Origin of the sequence: Leifsonia sp. Root1293 (genome assembly GCF_001425325.1) — a bacterium.
In the GTDB taxonomy this organism is placed as follows: domain Bacteria; phylum Actinomycetota; class Actinomycetes; order Actinomycetales; family Microbacteriaceae; genus Orlajensenia.
This window is the reverse complement of sequence record NZ_LMEH01000001.1, coordinates 36,660-60,794: the sequence shown is the minus strand read 5'-3', so window position 1 is coordinate 60,794 and position 24,135 is coordinate 36,660. Positions and strand designations below refer to the sequence as shown.

The 24,135-nt window shown below is 68.0% G+C and carries 23 protein-coding genes and 1 riboswitch; of the genes, 11 read left to right on the top strand and 12 right to left on the bottom strand.

Annotated elements, in window-relative coordinates; genetic code table 11:
- Window position 1 precedes the first annotated feature (1 nt).
- From ASC59_RS00285 to ASC59_RS00235, 11 genes are all read right to left on the bottom strand, one after another.
- Window positions 2–274, bottom strand: a complete 273-nt coding sequence (locus tag ASC59_RS00285; RefSeq protein WP_055817302.1) for a PTS sugar transporter subunit IIB — start codon at window positions 272–274, stop codon at window positions 2–4.
- Window positions 271–714: a PTS sugar transporter subunit IIA gene (locus ASC59_RS00280; RefSeq protein ID WP_055817300.1), complete on the bottom strand. Its 444-nt coding sequence runs from the start codon at window positions 712–714 to the stop codon at window positions 271–273. The genes ASC59_RS00285 and ASC59_RS00280 overlap by 4 nt, the downstream gene beginning before the upstream one ends.
- 43 nt (window positions 715–757) lie before the next feature.
- Window positions 758–1,873 carry an adenosine deaminase gene (locus ASC59_RS00275; protein ID WP_055822537.1) on the bottom strand — a complete coding sequence of 372 codons (1,116 nt, stop codon included), beginning with the start codon at window positions 1,871–1,873 and terminating at the stop codon, window positions 758–760.
- A 188-nt stretch (window positions 1,874–2,061) separates the two neighbouring features.
- Window positions 2,062–3,360 carry a thymidine phosphorylase gene (locus tag ASC59_RS00270; protein ID WP_055817297.1) on the bottom strand — a complete coding sequence of 433 codons (1,299 nt, stop codon included), beginning with the start codon at window positions 3,358–3,360 and terminating at the stop codon, window positions 2,062–2,064.
- Between the two features lie 89 nt (window positions 3,361–3,449).
- Window positions 3,450–3,872: a cytidine deaminase gene (locus ASC59_RS00265; RefSeq protein ID WP_055817294.1), complete on the bottom strand. Its 423-nt coding sequence runs from the start codon at window positions 3,870–3,872 to the stop codon at window positions 3,450–3,452.
- Window positions 3,869–5,167 (bottom strand): ABC transporter permease, encoded by a 1,299-nt coding sequence (locus ASC59_RS00260; protein WP_055817291.1) that lies wholly within the window; start codon window positions 5,165–5,167, stop codon window positions 3,869–3,871. The genes ASC59_RS00265 and ASC59_RS00260 overlap by 4 nt, the downstream gene beginning before the upstream one ends.
- Entirely contained in the window at window positions 5,164–6,456 is a 1,293-nt protein-coding gene (locus ASC59_RS00255; protein WP_082513307.1) for an ABC transporter permease, read from the bottom strand. Before ASC59_RS00255 ends, ASC59_RS00260 begins: the two co-directional genes overlap by 4 nt.
- The gene (locus ASC59_RS00250; protein ID WP_055817288.1) at window positions 6,453–7,973 is read right to left on the bottom strand and encodes an ABC transporter ATP-binding protein; all 1,521 of its coding nucleotides are present in this window, start codon (window positions 7,971–7,973) and stop codon (window positions 6,453–6,455) included. The genes ASC59_RS00255 and ASC59_RS00250 overlap by 4 nt, the downstream gene beginning before the upstream one ends.
- Window positions 7,974–8,135: 162 nt before the next feature.
- Complete coding sequence (locus ASC59_RS00245) at window positions 8,136–9,233, bottom strand: BMP family lipoprotein (protein ID WP_055817287.1); 1,098 nt, start codon at window positions 9,231–9,233, stop codon at window positions 8,136–8,138.
- 186 nt (window positions 9,234–9,419) lie between these two features.
- Window positions 9,420–10,487: a BMP family lipoprotein gene (locus ASC59_RS00240; RefSeq protein WP_055817282.1), complete on the bottom strand. Its 1,068-nt coding sequence runs from the start codon at window positions 10,485–10,487 to the stop codon at window positions 9,420–9,422.
- A 40-nt stretch (window positions 10,488–10,527) separates the two neighbouring features.
- Window positions 10,528–11,640 carry a mannose-1-phosphate guanylyltransferase gene (locus ASC59_RS00235; protein ID WP_055817279.1) on the bottom strand — a complete coding sequence of 371 codons (1,113 nt, stop codon included), beginning with the start codon at window positions 11,638–11,640 and terminating at the stop codon, window positions 10,528–10,530.
- 203 nt (window positions 11,641–11,843) lie between these two features.
- Here ASC59_RS00235 and sdhC point away from each other — a divergent pair, with 203 nt between their 5' ends.
- From sdhC to ASC59_RS00190, 9 genes are read left to right on the top strand one after another with little or no spacing between them, the layout of a single operon-like run.
- Complete coding sequence (sdhC, locus tag ASC59_RS00230; protein ID WP_082510098.1) at window positions 11,844–12,263, top strand: succinate dehydrogenase, cytochrome b556 subunit; 420 nt, start codon at window positions 11,844–11,846, stop codon at window positions 12,261–12,263.
- Between the two features lie 11 nt (window positions 12,264–12,274).
- Window positions 12,275–12,739, top strand: coding sequence for a succinate dehydrogenase hydrophobic membrane anchor subunit (locus ASC59_RS00225; protein ID WP_055817277.1), 465 nt, complete (start codon window positions 12,275–12,277; stop codon window positions 12,737–12,739).
- 11 nt (window positions 12,740–12,750) lie between these two features.
- On the top strand, window positions 12,751–14,565 hold the full coding sequence (gene sdhA, locus ASC59_RS00220; protein ID WP_055817274.1) for a succinate dehydrogenase flavoprotein subunit: 1,815 nt from the start codon (window positions 12,751–12,753) through the stop codon (window positions 14,563–14,565).
- 2 nt (window positions 14,566–14,567) lie between these two features.
- Complete coding sequence (locus ASC59_RS00215; RefSeq protein WP_055817271.1) at window positions 14,568–15,335, top strand: succinate dehydrogenase iron-sulfur subunit; 768 nt, start codon at window positions 14,568–14,570, stop codon at window positions 15,333–15,335.
- Window positions 15,336–15,360: 25 nt separating this feature from the next.
- Entirely contained in the window at window positions 15,361–16,644 is a 1,284-nt protein-coding gene (locus ASC59_RS00210) for a YihY/virulence factor BrkB family protein (RefSeq protein ID WP_235492532.1), read from the top strand.
- 22 nt (window positions 16,645–16,666) lie between these two features.
- Complete coding sequence (locus ASC59_RS00205) at window positions 16,667–17,500, top strand: exodeoxyribonuclease III (protein ID WP_055817266.1); 834 nt, start codon at window positions 16,667–16,669, stop codon at window positions 17,498–17,500.
- A gap of 36 nt (window positions 17,501–17,536) precedes the next feature.
- Window positions 17,537–18,547, top strand: a complete 1,011-nt coding sequence (trpS, locus tag ASC59_RS00200) for a tryptophan--tRNA ligase (RefSeq protein WP_055817263.1) — start codon at window positions 17,537–17,539, stop codon at window positions 18,545–18,547.
- The gene (locus ASC59_RS00195) at window positions 18,547–19,125 is read left to right on the top strand and encodes a GNAT family N-acetyltransferase (RefSeq protein ID WP_055817260.1); all 579 of its coding nucleotides are present in this window, start codon (window positions 18,547–18,549) and stop codon (window positions 19,123–19,125) included. The genes trpS and ASC59_RS00195 overlap by 1 nt, the downstream gene beginning before the upstream one ends.
- Window positions 19,122–19,853 carry an HAD family hydrolase gene (locus ASC59_RS00190; protein ID WP_055817257.1) on the top strand — a complete coding sequence of 244 codons (732 nt, stop codon included), beginning with the start codon at window positions 19,122–19,124 and terminating at the stop codon, window positions 19,851–19,853. Before ASC59_RS00195 ends, ASC59_RS00190 begins: the two co-directional genes overlap by 4 nt.
- A gap of 145 nt (window positions 19,854–19,998) precedes the next feature.
- Here the strand turns inward: ASC59_RS00190 and ASC59_RS00185 are convergent, their stop codons facing one another.
- Window positions 19,999–21,756: a glycerol-3-phosphate dehydrogenase/oxidase gene (locus ASC59_RS00185; RefSeq protein ID WP_055817254.1), complete on the bottom strand. Its 1,758-nt coding sequence runs from the start codon at window positions 21,754–21,756 to the stop codon at window positions 19,999–20,001.
- A 109-nt stretch (window positions 21,757–21,865) separates the two neighbouring features.
- On the opposite strand from ASC59_RS00185, the gene ASC59_RS00180 reads away from it, so the two are divergent.
- Both ASC59_RS00180 and ribD read left to right on the top strand, forming a co-directional pair.
- Window positions 21,866–22,870 carry a sugar-binding transcriptional regulator gene (locus ASC59_RS00180; RefSeq protein WP_055817251.1) on the top strand — a complete coding sequence of 335 codons (1,005 nt, stop codon included), beginning with the start codon at window positions 21,866–21,868 and terminating at the stop codon, window positions 22,868–22,870.
- A gap of 18 nt (window positions 22,871–22,888) precedes the next feature.
- Window positions 22,889–23,012, top strand: a riboswitch (FMN riboswitch).
- Window positions 23,013–23,087: 75 nt separating this feature from the next.
- The gene (ribD, locus tag ASC59_RS00175; RefSeq protein ID WP_055822527.1) at window positions 23,088–24,134 is read left to right on the top strand and encodes a bifunctional diaminohydroxyphosphoribosylaminopyrimidine deaminase/5-amino-6-(5-phosphoribosylamino)uracil reductase RibD; all 1,047 of its coding nucleotides are present in this window, start codon (window positions 23,088–23,090) and stop codon (window positions 24,132–24,134) included.
- Window position 24,135: the final 1 nt, after the last annotated feature.

Here is a 24,135-nt window from a genome sequence, read left to right as displayed (position 1 = left end):
GCTAGCCGACGGCGATCTCGAGCTTGGTCGTGATCTCGTCGACGTCGAAGTAGTTGTCGATGACGACGATGTCGGCGTTGGTCGGTCCGATGTGCTTCACGAGCTCGGGCGAGGTGAGGATCACCTGGGCGTCGGATGCCGCGACCCCCACGCTGGCGACATCGGTCGCAGACACTATGGCCTCGACCCCGAGTCGCTCCAGAGCGCGTTCGGCGTTGAGCTTGAGGATGGCCGACGTGCCGATTCCGGCTCCGCAGATGGCGACGATCTTCATGGTGTGTACCCCAGCAGTTCCCTGACGGTCTCGTCATCGCTCGCGGCGGCCAGGGCGGGGATGACCGCCCCGTCGTTGAACACGTTCGCCAGAGTCGCGACGGCGCCGACGTGCTCATCGGTCGTCGTGACCGCCAGTCCGATGATCACACTCACCGGATCGTTGTGCGGGTGACCGAACCGCACAGGTTCGGCGAGCGTGACGACGGCCAGGCCGTCGGTCTTCACGTCGCTGCCGGGTCGGGCGTGGGCGAGGGCGAACCCCGGCGCTATGACCACGTAGGCACCGAACTCCTCGATGACGCCGATCATGCGCTCGGTGTAGACATCCGTCGTCGCACCGGAGTCGCGGAGGGCCGCGCCGCAGATCCGTACGGCGCCCCGCCAGTCCGTCGCGGTCGCACCGAGCCTGATGGCACGCTCTGGAAGTGGGGGCAGCACGGTGGTGGCTCTCTGTCGTTCGGGGACTGCTGTGGCGAGCGGGTCAGGCCGCGTCGAATCCAGCGCTGATCTGCTCGATGAGCTCGTCGCGGTCCTCGAGCGGGAGGAAGGCGGCCGAGGCGGCGTTGAGCTGGAAGACCTCGAAGTCGTCGAGGTCGTAGGAGAAGGCATCCGCCAGCAGGGCGAGTTCGCGGCTGATGGTGGTGCGGCTCATGAGGCGGTTGTCGGTGTTCACGGTCACCCTGAAGTCGAGCTGGTAGAGCAGGTCGAAGGGGTGGTCGACCAGTTCGTCTCCCCAGGCGGCGATGGCACCGGTCTGCAGGTTCGAGGACGGCGAGAGCTCGAGGGCGATCTCACGGTCGCGCACCCACTGGGCGACAGGACCGAGCGTCACGTAGGTGTTGTCGTCGTCTTCGCGCTCGATCGAGATGTCCTCGGCGAGGCGGACGCCGTGCCCGAGACGCAGCGCCCGGCCGTCGAAGAGTGCGCCACGGATGCTGTCGATGCCGTCGGCCTCGCCCGCGTGCACGGTGACGGGCAGGAACTCCTTGGCGAGGTAGTCGAATGCGCTGAGGTGGTTGCGCGCCGGGAACCCCAGCTCGGCGCCGGCGATGTCGAAGCCGGCGACGCCGCGGTCGCGGTGGCGCACGGCCAGCTCGGCGATCTCGAGGCCGCGGTTCGCGTGGCGCATGGCGGTGACGAGCTGGCCGATGCGGATGCCGTTGCCCGTGCCCGACGCCACGTCGTCGATTCCGGCCTCGATGCCTGCCTGCACGGCCTCGACGGCCTGGTCGAGGGTCAGCCCCCGCGCGAGGTGCTGCTCGGGGGCCCAGCGGATCTCCCCGTAGATGACGCCGTCGGCAGCCAGGTCCTGCACGAACTCGCGGGCGACCCGCTCGAGGCCCTCGGTGGTCTGCATGACCGCCGTCGTGACGTCGAAGGTCTTGAGGTACTCCACGAGCGACCCGGAATCGGCCTGGTCGGCGAACCAGCTCGCCAGCGCGGTCGCATCCGTCTCCGGCACGTCGATGCCGATGGCATCGGCCAGTTCGATGATCGTCTGGGGGCGCAGGCCGCCGTCGAGGTGGTCGTGCAGGGAGACCTTGGGCAGCGAGTTGATGCTCGTGCCACCGCCAGGCAAGAGGTAGTCCGTCGGAATCGTGTTCACGTCGTCAAATCTACCGGTGCGGCCGGGCCGCCGGGGGCGCTGATTTGTTGCGCGTCGGCCCGATCCCCCCGCTGGAAAGCGAGGAGGATCGCGCCGCTGACACGTTTCACCGCCGCTTCACGCCGCCGAGGAGCGGAAAGTCCTCGCTTTCCAGGCCGGCGAGCGACGGGGCGCGGCCGTCAGCGTTCGATGCGCTCCGCGATCAGGGGGCCGCCGTCCTGCACGGGCTCGCCGACGTCGCCGATGCGCCATGCGCCCTCGACGGCCTCAAGGGCCCGGGCGAAGCGCTCCGGCTCGTCGGCCGACAGCGTGAACAACGGCTGGCCGGCCGTGACGGCGTCGCCGGGCTTCGCGTGCAGGTCGATTCCGGCAGCGTGCTGCACGGGATCCTGCTTGCGGGCTCGCCCGGCTCCCAGGCGCCAGGCGCCGATGCCGAACGGCAGCGCCTGCTGCTCGACGAGTACGCCGTCCCGGTCGGCGACGACGGTGTGCGTCTCGCGCGCGACGGGGAGGGCGGCATCCGGGTCCCCGCCCTGCGCTCTGATGACGTCGCGCCACTTGTCCATGGCGCGGCCGTCGTGCAGGGCGGCCTCGACGTCGACATCGGTCTTGCCGACGAGGGCGAGCATCTCCCTGGCCAGGGCGACGGTGAGTTCGACGATGTCGGCCGGACCTCCACCCTCCAGCACCTCGACGCTCTCGCGCACCTCGTTGGCGTTGCCGATGGCGAGGCCCAACGGCACGTTCATGTTCGTCAGGAGGGCGGATGTGGCCACTCCGGCGTCCTCCCCCAGCTCGACCATCGTGCGGGCGAGCTCCCGGGACCGGTCGATGTCCTTGAGGAACGCACCGGATCCGAACTTCACGTCGAGCACCAGGGCACCGGTGCCCTCGGCGATCTTCTTCGACATGATCGACGACGCGATGAGCGGGATGGCCTCGACGGTGCCGGTGATGTCGCGCAGGGCGTACAGCTTGCCGTCGGCAGGGGCGAGGCCGCTTCCGGCGGCGGAGATGACGCCGCCGTGGTCGCGCAGCTGGGCGAACATCTCCTCGTTGCTGAGGTTGGCGCGCCAGCCCGGGATCGACTCGAGCTTGTCGAGCGTGCCGCCGGTGTGCCCGAGGCCACGGCCGGACAGCTGGGGCACGGCAACTCCGAACACGGCGACGAGGGGCATGAGCGGCAGGGTGATCTTGTCCCCGACCCCTCCGGTCGAGTGCTTGTCCGTCGTCGGCATCGGCAGGGCGTCGAAGCTCATCCGCTCACCGCTGGCGATCATCGCCATGGTCATGTCACGGATCTCGGTACGGCTCATGCCGTTGAGGAAGATGGCCATGGTCATGGCCGACATCTGCTCGTCGGCGACGTAGCCGCGCGTGTACGCATCGATCAGCCAGTCGATCTGGGCGCTCGTCAGCGATCCCCGATCGCGCTTGGTGTGGATGAGGTCGACGACGTCGAAGGCTTCAACGGCCATGGTGTCCTACTTTCGGTTCGCTCGGCCCGCATCGCCGACCCGACGCTCGCAGAGCTCGGTCGTCGGCGTCCGGTCCGTCGGGGGGGCGTTCAGCCCCGGTACTCGGCGAGCTGGCGCGGGCCGAAGGCGTCCGGCAGCACCTCGTCGATGGTGCGGATGCCCGAGACCGTCTCGAGCAGCATTCCCTCGGTGGAGTGCTCGTAGAGCAGCTGGCGGCAGCGGCCGCACGGCATGAGGGTCTCGCCGTTGCCGTCGACGCAGGTGAACGCGACGAGCCTCCCGCCGCCCGACATGAAGAGTCCGGAGACGAGCGTGCACTCGGCGCACAGGGTGACGCCGTACGAGGCGTTCTCCACGTTGCAGCCGGAGACGATGCGACCGTCGTCGACGAGGGCGGCCGCACCGACGGGGAACTCCGAATACGGGACGTACGCCTTGCCCATGGCCTCGACGGCTGCGGAGCGGAGCGCCGCCCAGTCGATCTCGGGAACGGATGCTGTGTGCTCGGTCATGATTTCACGTATGGCTTTCCTGATGCCGCCGGTGGTCTCACCTTGCCGACGAGGCCGGCGACGGCGAAGATCGTGACGACGTAGGGCAGCATGAGCATGAATTCGCTCGGCACCGGCGATCCGATCACGCTGAGGGTGTTCTGCAGGTTCGACGCGAAGCCGAACAGAAGGGCGGCGAGCGTGGCCTTGATCGGGTCCCACTGGCCGAAGATCACGGCGGCGAGGGCGATGTAGCCTGCACCAGCCGTCATCTCCTTGTTGAAGGCGATTCCGGTTCCGATGGTGAAGAACGTTCCACCGAGGCCGGCGATGGCGCCGGCGAGAGCCACGTTCCAGAACCGGGTCTTGTTGACCTTGATGCCGACGGTGTCCGCGGCCTGCGGGTGCTCCCCGACCGCGCGGAGGCGCAGGCCCCACTTGGTGTGGAACAGCCCGACGTAGACCGCCGCGACGGCCACGTACATGATGTAGACGATGATCGTCTGCTTGAAGAGCACCGGACCGATGATGGGGATGTCGCCGAGCAGGGGGATCGGGAGTCGCTCGAAGCGCGGGGGCGCATTCAGCACCGCGGCGTTGGGCACCAGCACCTGCGAGTAGAAGAAGCTGGTGAGGCCGACGACGAGCACGTTGAGCACGACACCGACGATGACCTGGTCGACGAGGTACTTGATGGCGAACACGGCCAGCACCATGGCCACCAGCACGCCGGCGATCATGGCGGCGATGACTCCGAACCAGAGGTTGCCGGTCAGCGAGGCGACGACAGCCGCCGTGAAGGCACCGGCGAGCAACTGGCTCTCGATGGCGATGTTGACGACGCCGACCCGCTCACCGATCACACCGGCCAGAGACCCGTAGATCAGCGGCACGGCGAGGCTGAGCGAGCCGAACAGGAGTCCGATCATCGGCAGCGACTCCCCCGCAGCGGCCCAGGTGAGGAAGCCGAACATGAACAGCACGGCGAAGATCACGATGAGCCAGAGCGGCACCCGCTTCTGGGCACGCACCATGGCGGCACTCACGATGGTCACCGCGGCGAGGAGGATCGCGACGACCCAGACCGTGAGAGCCGACGGCACGACGACCTCGGGCAGCTGGATGGCATCCGCCGGGCTCGAGAGCCTGAAGGTGGTGTCGCCGCTCCTGGCGCCGAAGATGGCGAGCGCGAACATGGCCAGCGTGAAGATGAGGAATGCGACGGGCGCCTTCCAGCTGGTGATGACGGTCTTCGCGAGCACGACGACCGGAGCAGGCGTCGATGCGGGTGCGGTGTTCTCGGTTGTGGTGCTCACTTCGCCGCCACCTCCTTCGTGACGTTGGGAACTGATCGTTTCGGCCGCGTCCCCGGAGAGGGCAGGCGGAAGATCGCCCGGACCAGCGGCGGAGCGGCGATGAACAGCACGATGAGCGACTGCACGACGAGCACGATCTCGACCGGGACCCCCTCGGCGGCCTGCATCGAGAATCCGCCGGCCTTGAAGGCGCCGAACAGGATGCCTGCGGCGAAGATGCCCCAGGGCGTCGAGCGTCCGAGGAGGGCGACGGTGATGGCGTCGAAGCCGATGCCGGCGTCGATGCCCGAGCTGAAGCCCGTCGTCACCGTGCCGAGCACCTGCGCCACGCCGGCCAGGCCGACGAGTGCGCCGGCGATGAGCATCGCGTACACGTACATCGACTTGACGTTGATGCCGGCGACGCGCGCGGCGTTCGGGTTCTCGCCGACTGCCTTGAACTGGAAGCCGAGGTTGGAGCGGTTGAGGATCCACCAGACGATGATCGTCGCGATGATCGCCAGGATGAAGCCGAAGTGCAGGTTGTACTGCGGGCCGAGGATCTTGAAGAAGACGGCCGTCTCCTTGATGGCCGGCGTCTTCGGGTTGCTCGAGCCCGGTGCCTGCAGCAGTCCGGGCGTGCGCAGCATCCACGAGACCAGGTAGTAGGCGATGTAGTTGAGCATGATCGTGACGATCACCTCGTGGGCTCCGGTCCGGGCCTTGAGGAGGCCGGCGATTCCGGCCCAGAGTGCGCCACCGAGCATGCCGGCGAGCACGGCCACGATCATGTGGATGCCCCACGGGAGGTCCCAGCCGAAGCCGACCCAGCCGGCGACGGATGCCGCGATGAGCATCTGGCCACGACCACCGATGTTGAACATGCCGACGCGGAAGGCGAGGCCGACTCCGAGGCCGGCGGCGATGAGCGGCGTGGCGAAGGTGAGGGTCTCGGTGAGCGGCTTGATGCCCGCCTCGAATCCCGGGCGCCGGAAGTTGTAGATGGATCCCTGGAACAGCGCGGAGTACGCACCGGACACCGACTGCCAGACCGCGACGACGGTGTCGCCGGGACGGGCGAAGAAGTAGACGGACGCCTTCTGCACGTTCTCGTCGGTGAAGGCGATCATGATGGCGCCGACGAGCAGGGCGAGCAGGACGGCCAGCACCGAGATGATGGCGTTCCCGGTGGCGATCTCGCGGAGGGCGACGGTCCAGCGCGATGGCGGCTCGACGGCCACCGTGGAGCCGGATGCCGGAGCCGCGGCTGGCGCGGGGGTGGCTGTCTTCTGCGGGTTCTCGTCGCTCATGCGGCGACTCCTTCTGAGGTCGGGGCCTCTCCGGCCATCATGAGGCCGAGCACGTCGCGTGGCGTGTTGCCTGGCACGATGCCGACGATGCGACCGCGGTACATGACCATGATGCGGTCGGCCAGGGCTGCGACCTCGTCGAGCTCCGTCGACACGACGATGACGGGAACGCCGGAGTCGCGCGTCGCGACGATGCGCTTGTGGATGAACTCGATCGACCCGACGTCCACGCCGCGGGTCGGCTGGGCTGCGACGAACAGGGTCAGGTCTCGGCTCAGCTCGCGGGCGAGGACGACCTTCTGCTGGTTGCCGCCCGAGAGGCGGCCGACCTTGGTCTCGATGCTCGGAGTGCGCACGTCGAACTCGGCGACCTTCTCGGTCGCGAACTCGGCGAGATAGCCGAGCTGCAGGCTCGCGGCCTTCACGAACGGCCGACCCGTCGACCTGTCGAGCATGAGGTTCTCGGCGATGGTGAACTCACTGACGAGGCCGTCCTCGTTGCGGTCCTCCGGCACGAAGCCGACGCCGGCGTCGAGGATCTTCCGAACGCTCGCACCGGTCAGCTCGCGGCCGTCGAGGCTGATGCGGCCGGTGACACGGGGCTGGAGACCCACGAGCGCCTCTGTGAGCTCGGTCTGTCCGTTGCCCTGCACACCGGCGATGGCGAGGATCTCGCCCCGGCGCACCGAGAAGCTCACGTCGTTGACGACGAGCTGGCCGATCGGGTCGACGACGGTGAGGTTCTCGACGATGAGCGCCTCCTCGCCGAGGGTGGGCGCCTCCTTGTGCACGGTCAACTCGACGGCGCGGCCGACCATGAGCGAGGCCAGCTCGGCGTTGGTCGCCGTGGGCTGGGCTTCACCGACGACCTTGCCGAGACGCATGACCGTGATCCTGTCGGCGACCTCGCGTACCTCGCGCAGCTTGTGGGTGATGAAGACGATGGCGGTTCCGGCGTCGCGCAGCTGGCGCATGATCTGCATCAGCTCGTCGGTCTCTTGCGGCGTGAGCACTGCCGTCGGCTCGTCGAACACGAGGACGCGCGCATCGCGGGAGAGCGCCTTGATGATCTCGACGCGCTGCTGCACGCCGACGGGGAGCTCATCGACGAGCGCGTCGGGGTCGACGTCGAACCCGAACCGCTCGGAGATCTCCCTGACCTTGGCACGCGCGGCAGGAAGGTCGAGCAGACCGCCGGCGCGGGTCTCCTCGTGGCCGAGCATCACGTTCTCGGCGACGGTGAAGACGGGGATGAGCATGAAGTGCTGGTGCACCATGCCGATTCCCGCCGCCATGGCGTCGCCGGGACCGGCGAAGTGCTGCACGGCGTCGTCGAGGAGGATCTCGCCGCCGTCGGCCTGGTACAGGCCGTAGAGCACGTTCATGAGGGTGGACTTGCCTGCACCGTTCTCGCCGAGGAGGCAGTGGATCTCCCCGGGTTCGACGGTGAGATCGATGTGGTCATTGGCGACCAGGGCACCGAATGTCTTCGTGATGCCGCGAAGTTCGAGCTTCATGCTCCCGATCCTAGTTATTCAGGTGATTTCGCGCCCCCGCGTGCGCAAAGGTGGGCCGACCTTCGGGGCGGATGCTCAGATGTTGCAGATGCTGCGCAGACGCGCCGACATGCAGAAGGGGAGGCCGGCTCTCGCCGACCTCCCCTTCCGTCGGAGACTGTCTTAGCCTGCGAGGTAGGACTTGACGGGGATCGAGCCGTCGATGATGCCGGCCTTGATCGTGTCGAGCTCACCCTGGAGGGTCGAAGCGACCTTGTCCTCGAACGAGTGGAACGGCGCGATGCCGACGCCGTCGTTCTCGAGGGTTCCGATGAACGGGGTCGGGTCGAAGTCGCCCTTGCCCGCTGCCACGACGGCGTCGTAGGTTCCGACGTCGATGCCCTTGAGGATCGAGGTCAGCATGAGGTCGGCGACGTCGGGAGCCGTGACGGTGAAGTCGGCGTCGACACCGATCATGGCGATGTCACGACCGGCGTCCTTGATGGCCGCAGCGGCGCTCTGGTAGATCGGTCCACCGACGGGCAGGAGCACGTCGACGTTCTGGTCGATCAGGCCCTGAGCCGTCTGGCGAGCGGTGTCGTTCGCCTCGAAGCCACCGGTGAAGAGACCGTCGGTGCCGTCCCAGCCGAGAACCTTGACTGCGGTCCCCTTCTCGGAGTTGTGGTAGTCGACGCCCTGCTTGAAGCCGTCCATGAAGATGGAGACCGTCGGGAAGTTCATTCCACCGAAGGTTCCGACGACGCCGGTCTTCGAGTAGTCGGCCGCCGCGTAGCCGGCGAGGAACGCCGCCTGGGCGGTGTCGAACAGGATCGGCTTGATGTTGTCGGCGTCGGCCTTGCCGTCGAAGTCGGCATCCGCCGCGTCGTCGATGATCGTGTAGTCGACCTCGGGGTTGGCCGTTGCCGACTCGATGGTCGCTGCCGAGAGCGCGAAGCCGACGGTGACGATGACGTTGCAGCCCTGGTCGACGAGGTTCGTCAGGTTCGGGGCGAAGTCGGTCTCAGCATCGGACTGCACCTTGATCGGCTCGACGCCGAGCTCCTTGGCTGCCTTCTCGAGGCCCTCGGACCCGAGTTGGTTGAACGACTTGTCGTCGAATCCACCGGAGTCGGAGACCATGCAGGGAACGAAGTCGGATGCTGCTGCTGCACCCGACGACTCGCCGCCTTCCTCGGGCGCCGAGGCACAGCCGGCCAGCAGGAGCGCTGCGCTGAGCGCGGCAAGTCCGCCGATGGCGGCCTTTCGGGTAGTGATCGTCAAGATGACCTCCAGGATTGCAGGCCCACAGGGATGGATGGGCCGGGATGTGCAATCACGTTACCGAATATTTCCTTGCTCAAAAGAGCAAAAGGGGTGCGCGCGCGAATGGTTATGAATCTGCGACCGTAGCGGCATCCGTCGACGCGGATGCGCAAGGAATGTGCGCGCGGACCGGGCCTCGGCGAGCTATTCCGGCGTGCTGGGCGACGTGACGACGACGGAGCCGTCGACGATCTTCGCGCTCAGGGCGTCGAGCTCGTCCGAGAGCTCCTGCGGAACGGACGAGGCGAGATCGTGGAAGGGGGCGAGGCCGACTCCCCCGTTCTCGAGAGTGCCGATGAACGGTGCCGGGTCGAAGGTGCCCGATGCGTCGTCGGTGACGATCTGCGCGACGGCGTCCTGGGTGTTCTTCAGCACGCTGGTGAGCAGCACGGGGTGGTACTTCGCCGGGAGGGTGTCGAAGCCGTCGTTGTCGACCCAGATGACGGACACGCCGGGGTTCTCGAGCGCGGCCGCCGCCGACCCCTCACCCACCTGTCCCGCGACGGGCAGGATGACGTCCGCGCCCTGGTCGATGAGGCTCTCGGTGAGGGTCTTGCCCTTGTTGATGTCCTCGAAGTCTCCGGTGAAGGTCCCGTCCTGCTTGACCTTGTCCCAGCCGAGCGCGACGACCTGGGTGCCGTGCGCGGCGTTGTAGGCGGCGACCCCGTCGACGAAGCCGTCCATGAACAGCGTCACGGGAGGCTGGTTGCCGCCGCCGAAGGTCGCGACCTTTCCGGTCTTCGAGACGCCGGCCGCGAGGTAGCCGGCGAGGTAGCTGGCCTGCGCCGTGTCGAAGATGACGGGCTTCACGTTGGAGGCGTCGACGACCTCGTCGACGATCGAGAAGTGCACGTCGGGGTTCGCCTCAGCCGCAGACGTCGTGGCGTCGGCCAGTTCGTAGCCGACGGTGAGCACGAACTGGCAGCCGGAGTCGACGGCCTGCTGCACGTTCGGCGCCAGATCCGTCTCACCGGTCGAGACCAGCGCCTGTACCTCTATACCGGCGTCCTTCTCGGCCTTCTGGAGCCCGGCCCAGCTGGACTGGTTGAACGAGCGGTCTTCGAGGCCGCCGGAGTTCGTCACCATCCTGGCGCAGTAGTCTCCGGCCGCGGAGGTCGACGACCCGGTCGAGCTCGGCGCCTCGGCGCAACCGGCCAGGGCTGCGATCGAGACGGCGGCGACGACGGATGCTGTGAGCAGTCGGTTTCCCATGGTGCTGATCCTCTCGGGAGCTGTGCTGGAGGGGTGTGCGTCAGAGCACGTCGCCGCGGCCGGAGAGGCGCAGGGCGTCGACGACGGACTTGACCTTCTGGGCGTTGGCGCTCGTGGTGACGAGGAGGGCATCGGGGGTGTCGACCACCACGATGTCCTCGACGCCGATGAGTGCGATGGTGCGTCCGCCCTGACTGACGACGATGCCGCTCGAGGAATCCGCCAGCACCCGGGCATCGGCCCCGAGGATGGCGAGGTCGTGCTTGCGACCGCCCGAGTGGATCTTCGCGATCGAGGCGAAGTCGCCGACGTCGTCCCAGTCGAACTGCGCCGGCACGACGGCGAGGCGCCCCGCCGCCGCTGCGGGCTCTGCGACGGAGTAGTCGATGGCGATCTTCTCCAGGTTCGGCCAGATGCGGTCGACGGCGGGGCCGCGCGTGGCCGGGTCGTCCCAGGCGGCAGCGAGCTCGATGAGGCCGGCGTGCAGCTCGGGCTTGTTGCGGGCGATCTCCTCGAGCAGGCGATCGGCCCGCGTGATGAACATCCCGGCGTTCCAGAGGTGCTTGCCGCCGTCGACGTAGCGCTCGGCCGTCTCGAGGTCCGGCTTCTCGACGAAGGAGTCGACCATGATCGCCGAGGGTGCCCCGGCCACCTCGAGGTGGCCGCCCGTGCGGATGTAGCCGAATCCGATGGCCGGCTCGGTGGGGCGGATGCCGATGGTCGCGATGTAGCCGGCATCGGCCAGCGCAGCGGCCTCCTGCACGGCATGGCGGAACAGGACGGTGCCCTTGATGACGTGGTCGGCCGCGAAGGATCCGATGATCACGTCGGGCTCGCGGAGCGCGAGGATCGCGGCGGCCAGACCGATCGCAGCCGACGAATCGCGGGGCTCGCTCTCGAGCACGACGTTGTGGTCGGCCAGCTCCGGCAGCTGAGCCTCAACGGCGGCTCGGTGCGCCCGCCCGGTGACCACCATGATGCGCCCGGTGCCGGAGATGGGGGCCAGTCGGTCCCAGGTGTCGCGGAGCAGCGTCTGCCCGGAACCCGTGAGGTCGTGCAGGAATTTGGGCGCGTCGGCGCGTGAGAGGGGCCAGAGCCTGGAGCCGATGCCGCCGGCCGGGATGACGCTGTAGAAGCGCTCGATCGCAGTCATGCAGCCCAGACTATCTGCCGCCCGGTTCCGGCCATGAGCCGGTGTCCGGCGGCATCCGGCGAGCGGTCTCTCGACGTCGAGACAGTTAGGTTCCCCTTACGGGAACTGGGCGAAATGAAGGGAATAGACTTGGGCTCACGCTCGTCGAGCGGTTCCGGCCGGTGATTCTCACGGCCGTCAGACACAGCCAGGGAGGGTTGTTCATGCCTCAGGACACGGCAGGAACCCTGACAGCAGACACCAAGCGCGCATCCCGTCCGGGAGGAACCCTGTACCGGGGCCGCGAGGGCATGTGGTCATGGGTTCTGCATCGGATCACCGGCGTCGCCATCTTCTTCTTCCTGCTGGTGCACGTTCTCGACACCGCACTCATCCGCGTCAGCCCCGAGGCGTACAACGCTGTCATCAGCACCTACCAGACGCCCATCATGGGGCTCGGCGAGGTGGCGCTCGTCGGCGCGATCGTGTTCCACGCCTTCAACGGCATCCGCATCATCCTCATCGACTTCTGGTCGAAGGGCGTGCGCTACCAGAAGGTCATGTTCTACGTCGTGATCGGACTCTGGGTCGTCACGATGCTGGGCTTCACCCCCCGCCACCTGATGAACGTCTTCGGACACTAGGAGGGATCGACGTGACCGCCATCGACAACGCTCCGGCCATCGAGCCGCCCCGCTCCCCCTCCCGTCCTGCACGAACTCGCGGCGTGAACTGGGAGAAGTGGGGCTGGATCTACATGCGCGTCTCCGGCGTGCTCCTGCTCGTGCTCATCTTCGGCCACCTCTTCGTCAACCTCATGGTGGGCGACGGCGTGCACGCCATCGACTTCGGCTTCGTCGGCGGGAAGTACGCCACGCCGTTCTGGCAGATCTGGGATGTGCTCATGCTCTGGCTCGCGCTCATCCACGGCGGCAACGGCATGCGCACGATCGTGAACGACTACGCGACGCAGGAGTCGACCCGCCGCATCCTGAAGGGCGCCATCTTCGTCTCCGTCGCCGCGCTCATCCTGCTCGGCACCCTCGTGGTCTTCACGTTCGAGCCCTGCCCGGCCGGATCCCCTGCCGACCTGCTGCCCTCCTTCTGCCCGGTCGGATAAACGAAATAGATATGAGTACGGCACCTGTGAATCCTGAATCCGAGTCCACCGTCGTCGACGGCGTGCACTACCACCAGTTCGACATCGTCATCGTGGGAGCCGGCGGTGCCGGCATGCGCGCCGCCATCGAGGCCGGCCCCGGTGCGAAGACCGCCGTCATCTCGAAGCTGTACCCGACGCGCTCCCACACGGGCGCCGCGCAGGGCGGCATGGCTGCCGCCCTCGCGAACGTCGAGGAGGACAGCTGGGAGTGGCACACCTTCGACACCATCAAGGGCGGCGACTACCTCGTCGACCAGGATGCAGCCGAGATCCTCGCGAAGGAGGCCATCGACGCCGTCATCGACCTCGAGAACATGGGCCTGCCGTTCAACCGCACCCCTGAGGGCAAGATCGACCAGCGGCGCTTCGGCGGCCACACCCGCGACCACGGCAAGGCTCCTGTGCGTCGCGCCTGCTACGCAGCGGACCGCACCGGCCACATGATCCTGCAGACCCTGTTCCAGAACTGCGTGCGCCTCGGCATCAACTTCTTCAACGAGTACTACGTGCTCGACCTCGTCATGACGAACGTCGACGGCGTCGACCAGCCATCGGGCGTCGTCGCCATCGACCTGTCGTCCGGCGAGCTGCACGTCTTCCAGGCCAAGGCGATCATCTTCGCAACGGGCGGCTTCGGCAAGATCTACAAGACGACGTCGAACGCCCACACGCTGACCGGCGACGGCGTCGGCATCATCTGGCGCAAGGGCCTCCCGCTCGAGGACATGGAGTTCTTCCAGTTCCACCCGACGGGCCTCGCCGGACTCGGCATCCTGCTCACCGAGGGCGCCCGCGGCGAGGGCGCCATCCTGCGCAACGCGAGCGGCGAGCGCTTCATGGAGCGCTACGCCCCCACCATCAAGGACCTCGCGCCGCGCGACATCGTCGCCAGGTGCATGGTGCAGGAGGTCGCCGAGGGCCGCGGAGCCGGCCCCAACAAGGACTACGTGTACCTCGACTGCACGCACCTCGGCGCGGAGGTGCTCGAGACCAAGCTGCCCGACATCACCGAGTTCGCGCGCACCTACCTCGGCGTCGATCCCGTGACGGAGCCCGTGCCCGTCATGCCGACGGCGCACTACGCGATGGGCGGCATCCCCACCAACGTGTCGGCAGAGGTGCTGCGCGACAACGACACCGTCGTCCCCGGCCTCTACGCCGCCGGTGAGTGCGCCTGCGTGTCCGTGCACGGCTCCAACCGTCTCGGCACCAACTCGCTGCTCGACATCAACGTCTTCGGCAAGCGCGCGGGCAACAACGCCGTCGCGTACGTGCAGAACGTCGACTTCACGCCGCTGCCAGCCGATCCGGCGAAGGCCGTGCGCGAGCTGCTCGAGCACATCAAGGGCTCGACCGGCACCGAGCGCGTCGCCGTGCTGCGCAAGGAGCTGCAGGACCACATGGACCGCAACGCCCAGGTGTTCCGCACCGACGAGTCGCTCGCCGAGGTCACCGAGACCATCCACACGCTGCGCGAGCGCTACAAGAACGTCGCCGTGCAGGACAAGGGCAAGCGGTTCAACACCGACCTGCTCGAGGCCGTCGAGCTGGGCTTCCTGCTCGACCTGGCCGAGGTCGTCGTCTACTCGGCACGCAACCGCAAGGAGAGCCGCGGCGGTCACATGCGCGACGACTTCCCGAAGCGCGACGACGAGAACTACATGAAGCACACCATGGCGTACCTGTCTGGCGAAGCTGATTCCGCCGACGCGGCGGACCACATCCGGCTCGACTGGAAACCCGTCGTCATGACCCGCTACCAGCCCATGGAGAGGAAGTACTGACCGTGACAACAGCCACCATCGCCGCGGACCGTCCCGGCAACGCCGACCCGTCGGTCATCCCGTTCACGGTCACCTTCATCATCCGACGGTTCGACCCAGACACCGACACCGAACCGCGCTGGCAGGACTTCGACGTCGAGATGTACGCGACGGACCGCGTGCTCGACGCGCTGCACAAGATCAAGTGGGAGCAGGACGGATCGCTCACGTTCCGTCGCTCCTGCGCCCACGGCATCTGCGGTTCGGATGCCATGCGCATCAACGGCCGCAACCGCCTGGCCTGCAAGACGCTGATCAAGGACCTCGACATCTCGAAGCCCATCTACGTGGAGGCCATCAAGGGCCTGCCACTGGAGAAGGACCTCATCGTCGACATGGAGCCGTTCTTCGCGTCCTTCCGCGATGTGCAGCCCTTCCTCATCCCCGGCTCCAAGCCGGAGCCCGGCAAGGAGCGCGTGCAGTCGGTCGCTGAGCGCGCCCGGTTCGACGACACCACGAAGTGCATCCTGTGCGCCGCGTGCACGTCGAGCTGCCCCGTCTTCTGGACCGACGGGCAGTACTTCGGCCCCGCGGCGATCGTCAACGCGCACCGCTTCATCTTCGACTCGCGTGACGACGCCTCGCAGGTGCGCCTCGACATCCTCAACGACAAGGAGGGCGTCTGGCGCTGCCGGACGACCTTCAACTGCACCGACGCCTGCCCCCGCGGCATCCAGGTCACGCAGGCCATCGCCGAGGTCAAGCAGGCTCTCATGCGGGGCCACGCGTAGGGAGCACCTCCCCTACGCTGGCAGGGTGAGTTCTCGTGTGACCGTGCCGGCCGAGACACCGGCCGAGGATCCGCTCGACCCTCCCACCCGGGGCGAGCGCGTGAGTGCGGAGATGCGCGAGCGGATGGAGTCGCTCGGCGAACGGTTCGAGGAGCCGATCCAGACCGTCACCACCATCACGCAGAAGACGATGGCGCTGTTCCCGGTGCGCGTCTGGCGCTGGTTCCTGTTCCGGAACGGCTTCATCCTGTCGGCCGGAATGAGCTATCAGGCGCTCTTCGCCGTGTTCGCAGCCGTCTACGTCGTCTTCGCCGCCACCGGCCTCTGGCTCGGCGGTGACCCGAGCACCCTCGACGGCCTCATCACCCTGATCAACACCTACGTGCCCGGCCTGATCGCCGAAGGCGGCGCCATCACGCCGGACCAGCTCGAGGAGATCGCCGCATCGTCGACGAGCCTGTTCGGATGGACGGGTGCCGTGGCCCTGGCCGGATTCATCTGGACCGCGATCGGGTGGATCACCTACTCCCGAACGGCGGTGCGGAGCCTCTTCGGGCTGCCGAAGGACATGCGCTCCTACGTTCTCCTCAAGGCCCGCGACCTGCTCGCCGCCCTCGCCTTCGGCGCCATGATCCTCGTCGGATCGCTGCTGTCCGTGGCGAGCACGGCCGCAGCCACCTGGGTCTTCTCGCTGCTCGGTCTCGACATGGCGAACTGGCTGGTGCAGGCCTCCATCGGTGGAGCCGGATTCCTCGTCGTGCTGGTGATCAACACGGCGGTGCTCCTGGCCATGTTCCGGTTCCTGTCCGGCGCCAGCGTGAAGTGGAGCCGACTGTGGAGCGGATCGGTGCTCGGCGGTGTGGCGATGTACGTGCTCCAGATCGGAGCCGGCTACCTCGTCGGCAGCGCGACGAGCAATCCGCTGTTCGCGACGTTCACCGTGTTCATCGGCCTGCTCCTGTGGTTCAGGATCACCTCGATCGTCACCCTCGTGGCGGCATCCTGGATCTACATCGCCGCCAGCGATCGGAACGTCTCGCTGCGCCGCGTCACCCCGGAACAACTGGATGCCGAACGCAGGCAGGCCGAGCGCGACGCCCGTATCCTCACCACCCAGGTCGAGCTGCGCCGGGCACGCGAGGAGGCCGTCGAGGTGGGCTGGATCCGCCGCGTGGGCGTCAGGCGGCGCATCGCTCGACTGCAGTCGGAGCTCGACGAGCTGCAGACGGCATCGGCGGCTGCGGCGGGTCACGGCATCCGCCCCACGGATGCCGTTCTCCAGGCTCCACGCCGACCCGAGGACGTCTGAGGCCTCCCATAGGATCGAAGGCATGGCAACACCGCTTCGCATCGCGTCCGTCAACGTCAACGGCATCCGCGCCGCCTACCGCAACGGCATGGGCGCGTGGCTCGATGCACGCGGCGTCGACATCCTCGCGATCCAGGAGGTGCGCGCCGAGACCGAGCACGTGACGGCGCTGCTCGGCGACGAGTGGAGCGTGCTCCACGACGCCGCGACGGCCAAGGGTCGTGCCGGGGTCGCGCTGGCCAGCCGCGGAGCTGCGAAGATCCACCGCGTCGAGCTGGGGGCACCCGATTTCGACAGCGCCGGACGCTGGCTGGAGGCTGACTTCGAGGTGGGCGGACGCATCGTCACCGTGGTGAGCGCCTACGTGCACTCCGGCGAGGCTGACACCCCGAAGCAGGTCGAGAAGTACAAGTTCCTCGACGCCATGGAGGCACGACTGCCCGAACTGGCCGAGCACAACGAGCTGAGCGTGGTCATGGGCGACCTCAACGTCGGGCACCGCACCCTCGACATCAAGAACTGGAAGGGCAACGTGAAGCGCGCCGGCTTCCTGCCCGAGGAACGCGCCTACTTCGACAGGTTCGTCGGAGCCGAGGGCGATCCCGACTACAACGCCGGCGCCGGACTCGGCTGGGTCGACCTCGGCCGCCGTGCCGCCGGCGAGGTCGACGGCCCCTACACCTGGTGGTCGGCCAGGGGTCAGGCATTCGACAACGACACCGGCTGGCGCATCGACTACCAGTTGGCCACGCCTGCCCTGGCGGCATCCGTCACCGCGTACACCGTCGACCGAGCGGCGAGCTACTCCGAGCGATGGTCTGATCACGCTCCCGTCGTCGTCGACTACTCGATCTGACCCCCTCTTCTCTCGTCACACCAGAAGGCCTCCCACATGAATGACGTCCGTCCCCTCCTGTTCTCGGGCATGCAGCCCTCGAGCGACTCGCTGCACCTGGGCAACTACATCGGCGCCCTGCTCAACTGGGTCGCCATGCAGCGCGACTTCGACGCCTACTACTGCGTCGTCGACCTGCACTCGATCACCGTCGCGCAGGACCCGCACCAGCTGCGGGCCAACACGCGCCAGACGGCGGCGCAGTACATCGCCGCGGGCATCGATCCATCTCAGTGCACCCTGTTCATCCAGTCGCAGGTGCCGGCGCACGCCGAGCTCGCCTGGGTGCTGGGCACCATCACCGGTTTCGGCGAGGCCGGCCGCATGACGCAGTTCAAGGACAAGTCGGCCAGGCAGGGATCCGACGCGACCAGCGTCGGCCTCTTCACCTACCCCGTGCTGATGGCGGCCGACATCCTGCTCTACGGCACCGACCTGGTCCCCGTCGGCGAGGACCAGCGCCAGCACCTCGAACTCACACGCACCCTCGCGCAGCGCTTCAACAGTCGCTTCGGCGACACCTTCGTCGTGCCGGAGGCGCACATCCCCAAGGAGTCGGCCAAGATCTACGACCTGGCCAACCCCGCAGCGAAGATGAGCAAGTCGGCCGCCAGCCCAGCCGGTCTCATCAACATCATGGACGACCCGAAGGTCACGGCGAAGAAGATCAAGAGCGCTGTGACGGATGCCGACCGCGAGGTGCGGTTCGATCCCGAGAACAAGGCCGGCGTCTCCAACCTGCTCTCCATCTACTCCTCGCTCAGCGGTCGCACGATCGCAGCGCTCGAGCAGGAGTACGACGGTCGCGGCTACGGCGACCTGAAGAAGGACCTCGCCGAGGTCGTCGTCGACACCCTCTCCCCCGTGCGCACCAGAACGCTGGAACTGCTCGAGGACCCGGCCGAACTCGACAGGCTCCTCGCCCTCGGAGCCGACAAGGCGACGGCGACAGCCGAGAGGACCCTCGCCGCGGTCTACGACCGTATCGGCTTCATCAGGCGCCGCTGATGCAACCCGTCGTCATCCGAACCGAGCGGCTGGTCCTCGACCAGCCGACCCAGGCCGATGCCGCGAGCATCGCCGAATACTGCCGCGATCCGCTCTTCGAGCGCTGGCTGACGACGCCATGGCCGTACGAGTTGCGGCACGCCGAGGGGTTCGTCGCGACCGTAGCGCCGCTCGGCTGGTCGACGGGAACGGAGGCGACCTGGGCGATACGCACCCGCGAGGGCGGGCCATTGATCGGCGTCATCAGCTACCGCACACTGCGGTGCGACGTCGGCTTCTGGCTGGGAGCAGATCAGCGCGGCAACGGCTACATGCGCGAGGCGCTGGCCGCCGTCGCGCAGTGGGTGTTCGTGAGCGGCGACGTGCCGCGCACGGATGCCCTCACGTGGGAGGCCATGGCGGGCAACCGGGATTCCGCTGCGGTCGCTCGCGCCGTCGGGTTCGCCTTCACGGGCACGGCCCCCTCATCGCATCCCGTCCGCGACGGTTCGCACGTGCCGAGCTGGCACGGCGTGCTGCTGCGCTCCCACGACGCCGAGCAGGCGCGGGCGAGCTGGCCCGAGGAGACCCGCCTGTGAGCGGCATCCCGGCCGCCGTGCTGTTCGACCTCGATGACACGCTGTTCGCCCATCGTGGCGCCGTCGCCCGCGCGATCGAGGTGCAGATGGATGCCGTGGGGTTCTCCTCTCCCGACCGCGCCGGCGACGTCGCCCTCTGGCACGACCTCGAGGAGAGGCACTACCACTCGTACCTGGCCGGCACCCTCGACTTCCAGGGCCAGCGTCGAGCCCGGGCGCGCGATTTCGCGGCAGCCCACGGCGTCGTGCTGGCCGAGGCCGCGGCCGGGGCGTGGTTCGACGACTACTTCGAGCACTACCGGGCCGCCTGGGTGCTGCACGACGATGCCCTCGACGCCCTGGCCGCCCTCAGACGGGCTCGAGACGGCATCCGCATCGGCGTGATCACCAACGGCGAGCCGGCCTTCCAGCAGGCCAAGCTCGACACCGTCGGTCTCACGACCCTCGTCGACGGCATCGTCGCCTCCGGCTCCCTCGGCATCACGAAGCCCGACCCGCGCATCTTCGAGTTCGCCTGCTCCCGGCTGGGCGTCGCTCCCGGCGAAGCCGCATACGTCGGCGACAGGCTGCGCACCGATGCGATCGGCGCCGCCTCCGCCGGCATGACGGGCGTGTGGCTGAATCGCACGGGCCTGGTTCCCGAGGCGACGGATGCCGCAGATGCGCGTCAGCGCGGCGTGCTCGAGATCACGGGGCTCGATCAGCTGGTCGGGGCGCTGGAAGGCTGACCCCCGCTGGTCGAGTAGTGCCCGAGCGAAGCGAGGCCACGTATCGAGGCCACTCCGTGCACGCTCGGTCTGCGGCAATGCTCAGCGGGTCTCGATGCGCGTGCTCCTGCGTCGCTCGCTACTCGACCACCGGGAGATTGTCCCCTCAGGCGTGCGCAGTCCGACGCTCCTCGATGGCCACGCCGTGCGCGTCGTGCAGCTCGATGCGAGCGTGCTCGATCTCGGCGGCACGACGGGCGCCGGTCCACCCGAGTGCGTCGCCGACCACGTCGGCGAGCTCGGAGAGGACGTCTGCCGTGACAGCCCCGACGAAGGCCAGGCTCGTGCGGCGCTTCAGCACGTCGATGAGGTGGACCACCTGCTCCTCGCGAGCCAACGCGGCGATCTCGCCCACGCTGTACGCCGGTGCCGAGGCCAGGGGAACGTCGGTTCCGCTCTCCGCCAGGTCGGCGATGAGTGACTCCGCACGGGTTCCGTACCGCTCGAGCAGTTCTTCGGCGCGGGCGCGTCCGAGGACCTCGCCCTGCGACGCGAGCCAGACCGTGCGAGCGGCATCCGTCGTCGGGTAGCCGCGGCCACCGCCGATGGCGAGCCCCTCAGTGCTCGTGGTGCGAGCGCGGCCGAGCTTGGCCAGCACCTCGTCGCCCAGGTGCTCGGCCAGGGCACGGAAGGTCGTCCACTTGCCGCCGACGAGGCTGAGCAGCGGCACGGCACCGCCGCTGCCGGGCACCGTGGTCTCCTCGATGCGGTAGTCGCGCGAGACGAAGCCGGGCTGGGTCTCGTCGTGGCGGGGCAGCGGCCGCACTCCGGCGAACCGGTACACGATGTGCGAGCGGTTCACGGCGATGCCGGGGAAGACGTGCGAGATCAGGTCGAAGAAGTAGTCGACCTCGTCCTCGGTGGTGCGGATCGGCTTCCGCATGTCGTGCTCCAGGTCCGTCGTGCCGACCAGAACGCGACCCTTGAGCGGGTAGATGAGCACGATGCGGCCGTCCTCGTGCTCGAAGAAGATCTCGCGACCATCGGTCGCTGCGAGCAGCTCCGGGTGGTCGAGCACGATGTGCGAGCCCTTGGTACCGCCCATGAACCTCGTGGCGCCACCGAGCGCCTCGTTGGTGAGGTCGGTCCACGGTCCGGAGGCATTGACGACGACGGATGCCGTGAAGCCGAACTCCTCGCCGGTCACGGTGTCGCGCAGGGTGATGGCGTCGCCGTCGGCGCCGGCAGCCTCGACGTAGTTCGCGGCCCGCGCGTGAGGACCGGCGGCCAAGCCGTCGCTCAGCACGTCGAGAGCCAGCCGCTCCGGGTCGTGCATCGAGGCGTCGTAGTAGGTCGCCGTGTACTTGATGCCGGGGTTGAGGGCGGGGAGCTCCGCGAGCGACCGCTTGCGGCCGTGGAACTCATGACGGGGAACGCTGCCGCCGTCGCGCGAGAACGAGTCGTAGGCGGTGAGGCCCACCTTGATGAGAGCCGCGCCGCGCTCGGTCGGCTTTCCGGCCTTGTGGGTGAGGAACCGCAGAGGCGCGGAGAGGATGCCGCTGAAGGTGGAGAAGATCGGCACGGTGGTCTTGAGCGGCCGGACGTAGTGCGGGGCGATCCTGACCAGGGCGTTGCGCTCCTCGACCGACTCGCGAACGAGCCTGAACTCGCCGTTCTCGAGGTAGCGGATGCCGCCGTGGATCATGTGCGACGATGCCGCCGAGGCACCGGAGACGTAGTCGTCGCGGTCGATGATGACGACGTCGACGCCCTGCAGGGCGAGATCGCGGAAGGTGGCGATCCCGTTGATGCCGGCCCCGATCACGAGGACATCGGCGTGAGGCCGTGCGCGCAGGGCCTCGACTGCTGGGCGGAGCGCGTCGGCTCCGGAGGAGGAAGTGGAAGTCGTCGACGACGTCGCCATGGTGCATCCCTTTGGTTCGCTGGTCGGCACGCATTCGCACCGACATGTCCAGTCTCGACGCGCCCGCACCTTGTTGCAAGTGAACTGCACATACGTGCAAGATGAACGGATGGCCACAGATCACCCCGACCTCACCACCAGAACGCGCGACGCTCTCCGGGCGTCGCAGCTCTACTACCTGCAGGACCTCACGATGGAGGCCATCGCGCACGAGCTGGGCACCTCGCGCTCCTCGGTCTCCAGGCTGCTGAGCCACGCCCGGGAGACCGGTCTGGTCGACATCAGGGTCCGGTCGCCGCGGGAGATGCCGAACATCCTCGAACGGCAGATCCTCGAGGGGTTCGGAGTGACGGCTCACGTCGTCCCGGTTCCCGACCACACCAGCGACGTCGACAGGTTGGAGCGCGTCGCTCTGTCGGCTGCACGGATGCTCGGTGAGTACGTGGACTCGAACTCCACCCTCGGCGTCGCGTGGGGTGCCACCGTGAGCGCCGTCTCCCGTCATCTCATCCCCCGGGCCGTTCACGACACCCAGATCGTGCAGCTGAATGGCGCCGGCAACCTCACCAGCACGGGCATCGTCTATGCGAGCGAGATCCTGCGGAGGTTCGGGGAGGCCTACAACGCTCAGGTGCAGCAGTTCCCGGTGCCTGCGTTCTTCGACGACCCGCTCACGAAGCAGGCCCTGTGGCGCGAGCGCAGCATGCAGCGGGTGCTGGCCCTGCAGGAGCATCTCGACGTCGCCCTCTTCGGCGTCGGCTCCCCGTTCGCCGAGGTCCCGAGCCACGTGTACTCCAGCAACTTCCTCGACCCTGACGACGTCCGGAGCCTGCAGGAGCAGAACGTCGTCGGAGACGTGGCGACGGTCTTCTACCGCATCGACGGCTCGACCGACGGGATCAGTCTCAACGACAGGGGGAGCGGGCCGGCCTTCGAGACGCTTCGGCGAACGCCCAGGCGCATCTGCGTCGTGTCTGGAGCAGCGCGCCTGGCGAGCATCCGCGGCGCCATCGCCGCCGGGCTCATCACCGACCTGTACGTGGACGAGGGCACGGCACGGTTGCTGGTCGCGTCGCACGACGACACGGGAATAGGACGCGCGTCTGTGCGTTGATCTATCATCGAAGACAAGAACGTGCTCCGGGGTCGGTGAGAATCCGAACCGGCGGTGATAGTCCGCGACCCGCCCTCATCGGCGGTTGACCTGGTGGAATTCCGGGACCGACGGTTAAAGTCCGGATGGGAGGATGCACGCGTCGTTCGGCGTTCGCGCCGAACGACGGATTCGGGCGATGCCCGAGACCCCGGAGCTCAACAGGATTGAGACCGGGATGACCAGCACGACGGCGGAGCGCCTGAGCGATCACGTGATCGAGCGCGCGATGCAGCGCGCCGTCGAGATCGCCGCCCTCGGACCTTCCCGCGGCGTGAACCCGCAGGTCGGCTGCGTGATCCTGTCCGCAGAGGGCACCACCATCGCCGAGGGTTGGCATCGCGGTGCCGGAACCCCGCACGCCGAGGTCGACGCCCTCTCGAGACTCGCCGATGGCGAAGCCAGCGGTGCGACAGCTGTCGTGACCCTCGAGCCGTGCAATCACACGGGTCGCACGGGTCCGTGTTCCGAGGCCCTGATCGCCGCCGGAGTCGCCCGAGTCGTCTACGGCGTGAGCGACCCCGGCGATCACTCGTCCGGTGGTGCCGCTCGCCTGCGCGAAGCCGGTGTCGACGTCACCGGCGGGGTACTGATCGCCGAGACGACGGCGCGCCTCGGCGACTGGCTTCCGGCCGCGAGGCTGAAGCGCCCCGTCGTCACCGTCAAATGGGCGTCCAGCCTCGACGGGCGCGCTGCGGCCGCCGACGGGACGAGCCAGTGGATCACCGGGCCAGAGGCCAGGGCCGACGTGCACGCCCGCCGAGCGGCATCCGACGCCATCGGAGTGGGAACCGGAACGGTGCTGGCCGATGATCCGGCACTGTCGGCACGGTATGCCGACGGGAGCATGTACGCGTCGCAGCCCGTCCCCGTGATCTTCGGAACCCGCAGCACGCCGGCGGATGCCGCCATCAGGCGCGGCACGCACGAGCCGATCTTCACGGCGGGCGGCGACCTCGCCGCGGAGTTGCGCGAACTGCACGCCCGGGGCATTCGCTCCCTGTTCATCGAAGGCGGGCCGACGCTCGCCAGCGCCTTCCTCGCCGCCGGCCTCGTCGACGAGGTGCTCGTCTACATCGCCCCCGCGATCATCGGCGGTCCGCTGACGGCCATCGGCGATGTCGGAATCGCGACGATCGACGACGCGTTGAGGCTCTCGATCGCAAGCGTCGAGGCACTCGGCGACGACCTGCTGGTCGTCGCCACCCTGAAGAAGAAGCCGTAGG

Excerpts from the sequence above, each read along its gene's own strand:
- ASC59_RS00285 (WP_055817302.1), bottom strand. The coding sequence starts at position 274 with ATGAAGATCGTCGCCATCTGCGGAGCCGGAATCGGCACGTCGGCCATC.
- ASC59_RS00270 (WP_055817297.1), bottom strand. The coding sequence starts at position 3,360 with ATGGCCGTTGAAGCCTTCGACGTCGTCGACCTCATCCACACCAAGCGC.
- ASC59_RS00265 (WP_055817294.1), bottom strand. The coding sequence starts at position 3,872 with ATGACCGAGCACACAGCATCCGTTCCCGAGATCGACTGGGCGGCGCTC.
- ASC59_RS00255 (WP_082513307.1), bottom strand. The coding sequence starts at position 6,456 with ATGAGCGACGAGAACCCGCAGAAGACAGCCACCCCCGCGCCAGCCGCG.
- ASC59_RS00250 (WP_055817288.1), bottom strand. The coding sequence starts at position 7,973 with ATGAAGCTCGAACTTCGCGGCATCACGAAGACATTCGGTGCCCTGGTC.
- ASC59_RS00240 (WP_055817282.1), bottom strand. The coding sequence starts at position 10,487 with ATGGGAAACCGACTGCTCACAGCATCCGTCGTCGCCGCCGTCTCGATC.
- ASC59_RS00235 (WP_055817279.1), bottom strand. The coding sequence starts at position 11,640 with ATGACTGCGATCGAGCGCTTCTACAGCGTCATCCCGGCCGGCGGCATC.
- sdhC (WP_082510098.1), top strand. The coding sequence starts at position 11,844 with ATGCCTCAGGACACGGCAGGAACCCTGACAGCAGACACCAAGCGCGCA.
- sdhA (WP_055817274.1), top strand. The coding sequence starts at position 12,751 with ATGAGTACGGCACCTGTGAATCCTGAATCCGAGTCCACCGTCGTCGAC.
- ASC59_RS00205 (WP_055817266.1), top strand. The coding sequence starts at position 16,667 with ATGGCAACACCGCTTCGCATCGCGTCCGTCAACGTCAACGGCATCCGC.
- trpS (WP_055817263.1), top strand. The coding sequence starts at position 17,537 with ATGAATGACGTCCGTCCCCTCCTGTTCTCGGGCATGCAGCCCTCGAGC.
- ASC59_RS00195 (WP_055817260.1), top strand. The coding sequence starts at position 18,547 with ATGCAACCCGTCGTCATCCGAACCGAGCGGCTGGTCCTCGACCAGCCG.
- ASC59_RS00185 (WP_055817254.1), bottom strand. The coding sequence starts at position 21,756 with ATGGCGACGTCGTCGACGACTTCCACTTCCTCCTCCGGAGCCGACGCG.
- ASC59_RS00180 (WP_055817251.1), top strand. The coding sequence starts at position 21,866 with ATGGCCACAGATCACCCCGACCTCACCACCAGAACGCGCGACGCTCTC.
- ribD (WP_055822527.1), top strand. The coding sequence starts at position 23,088 with ATGACCAGCACGACGGCGGAGCGCCTGAGCGATCACGTGATCGAGCGC.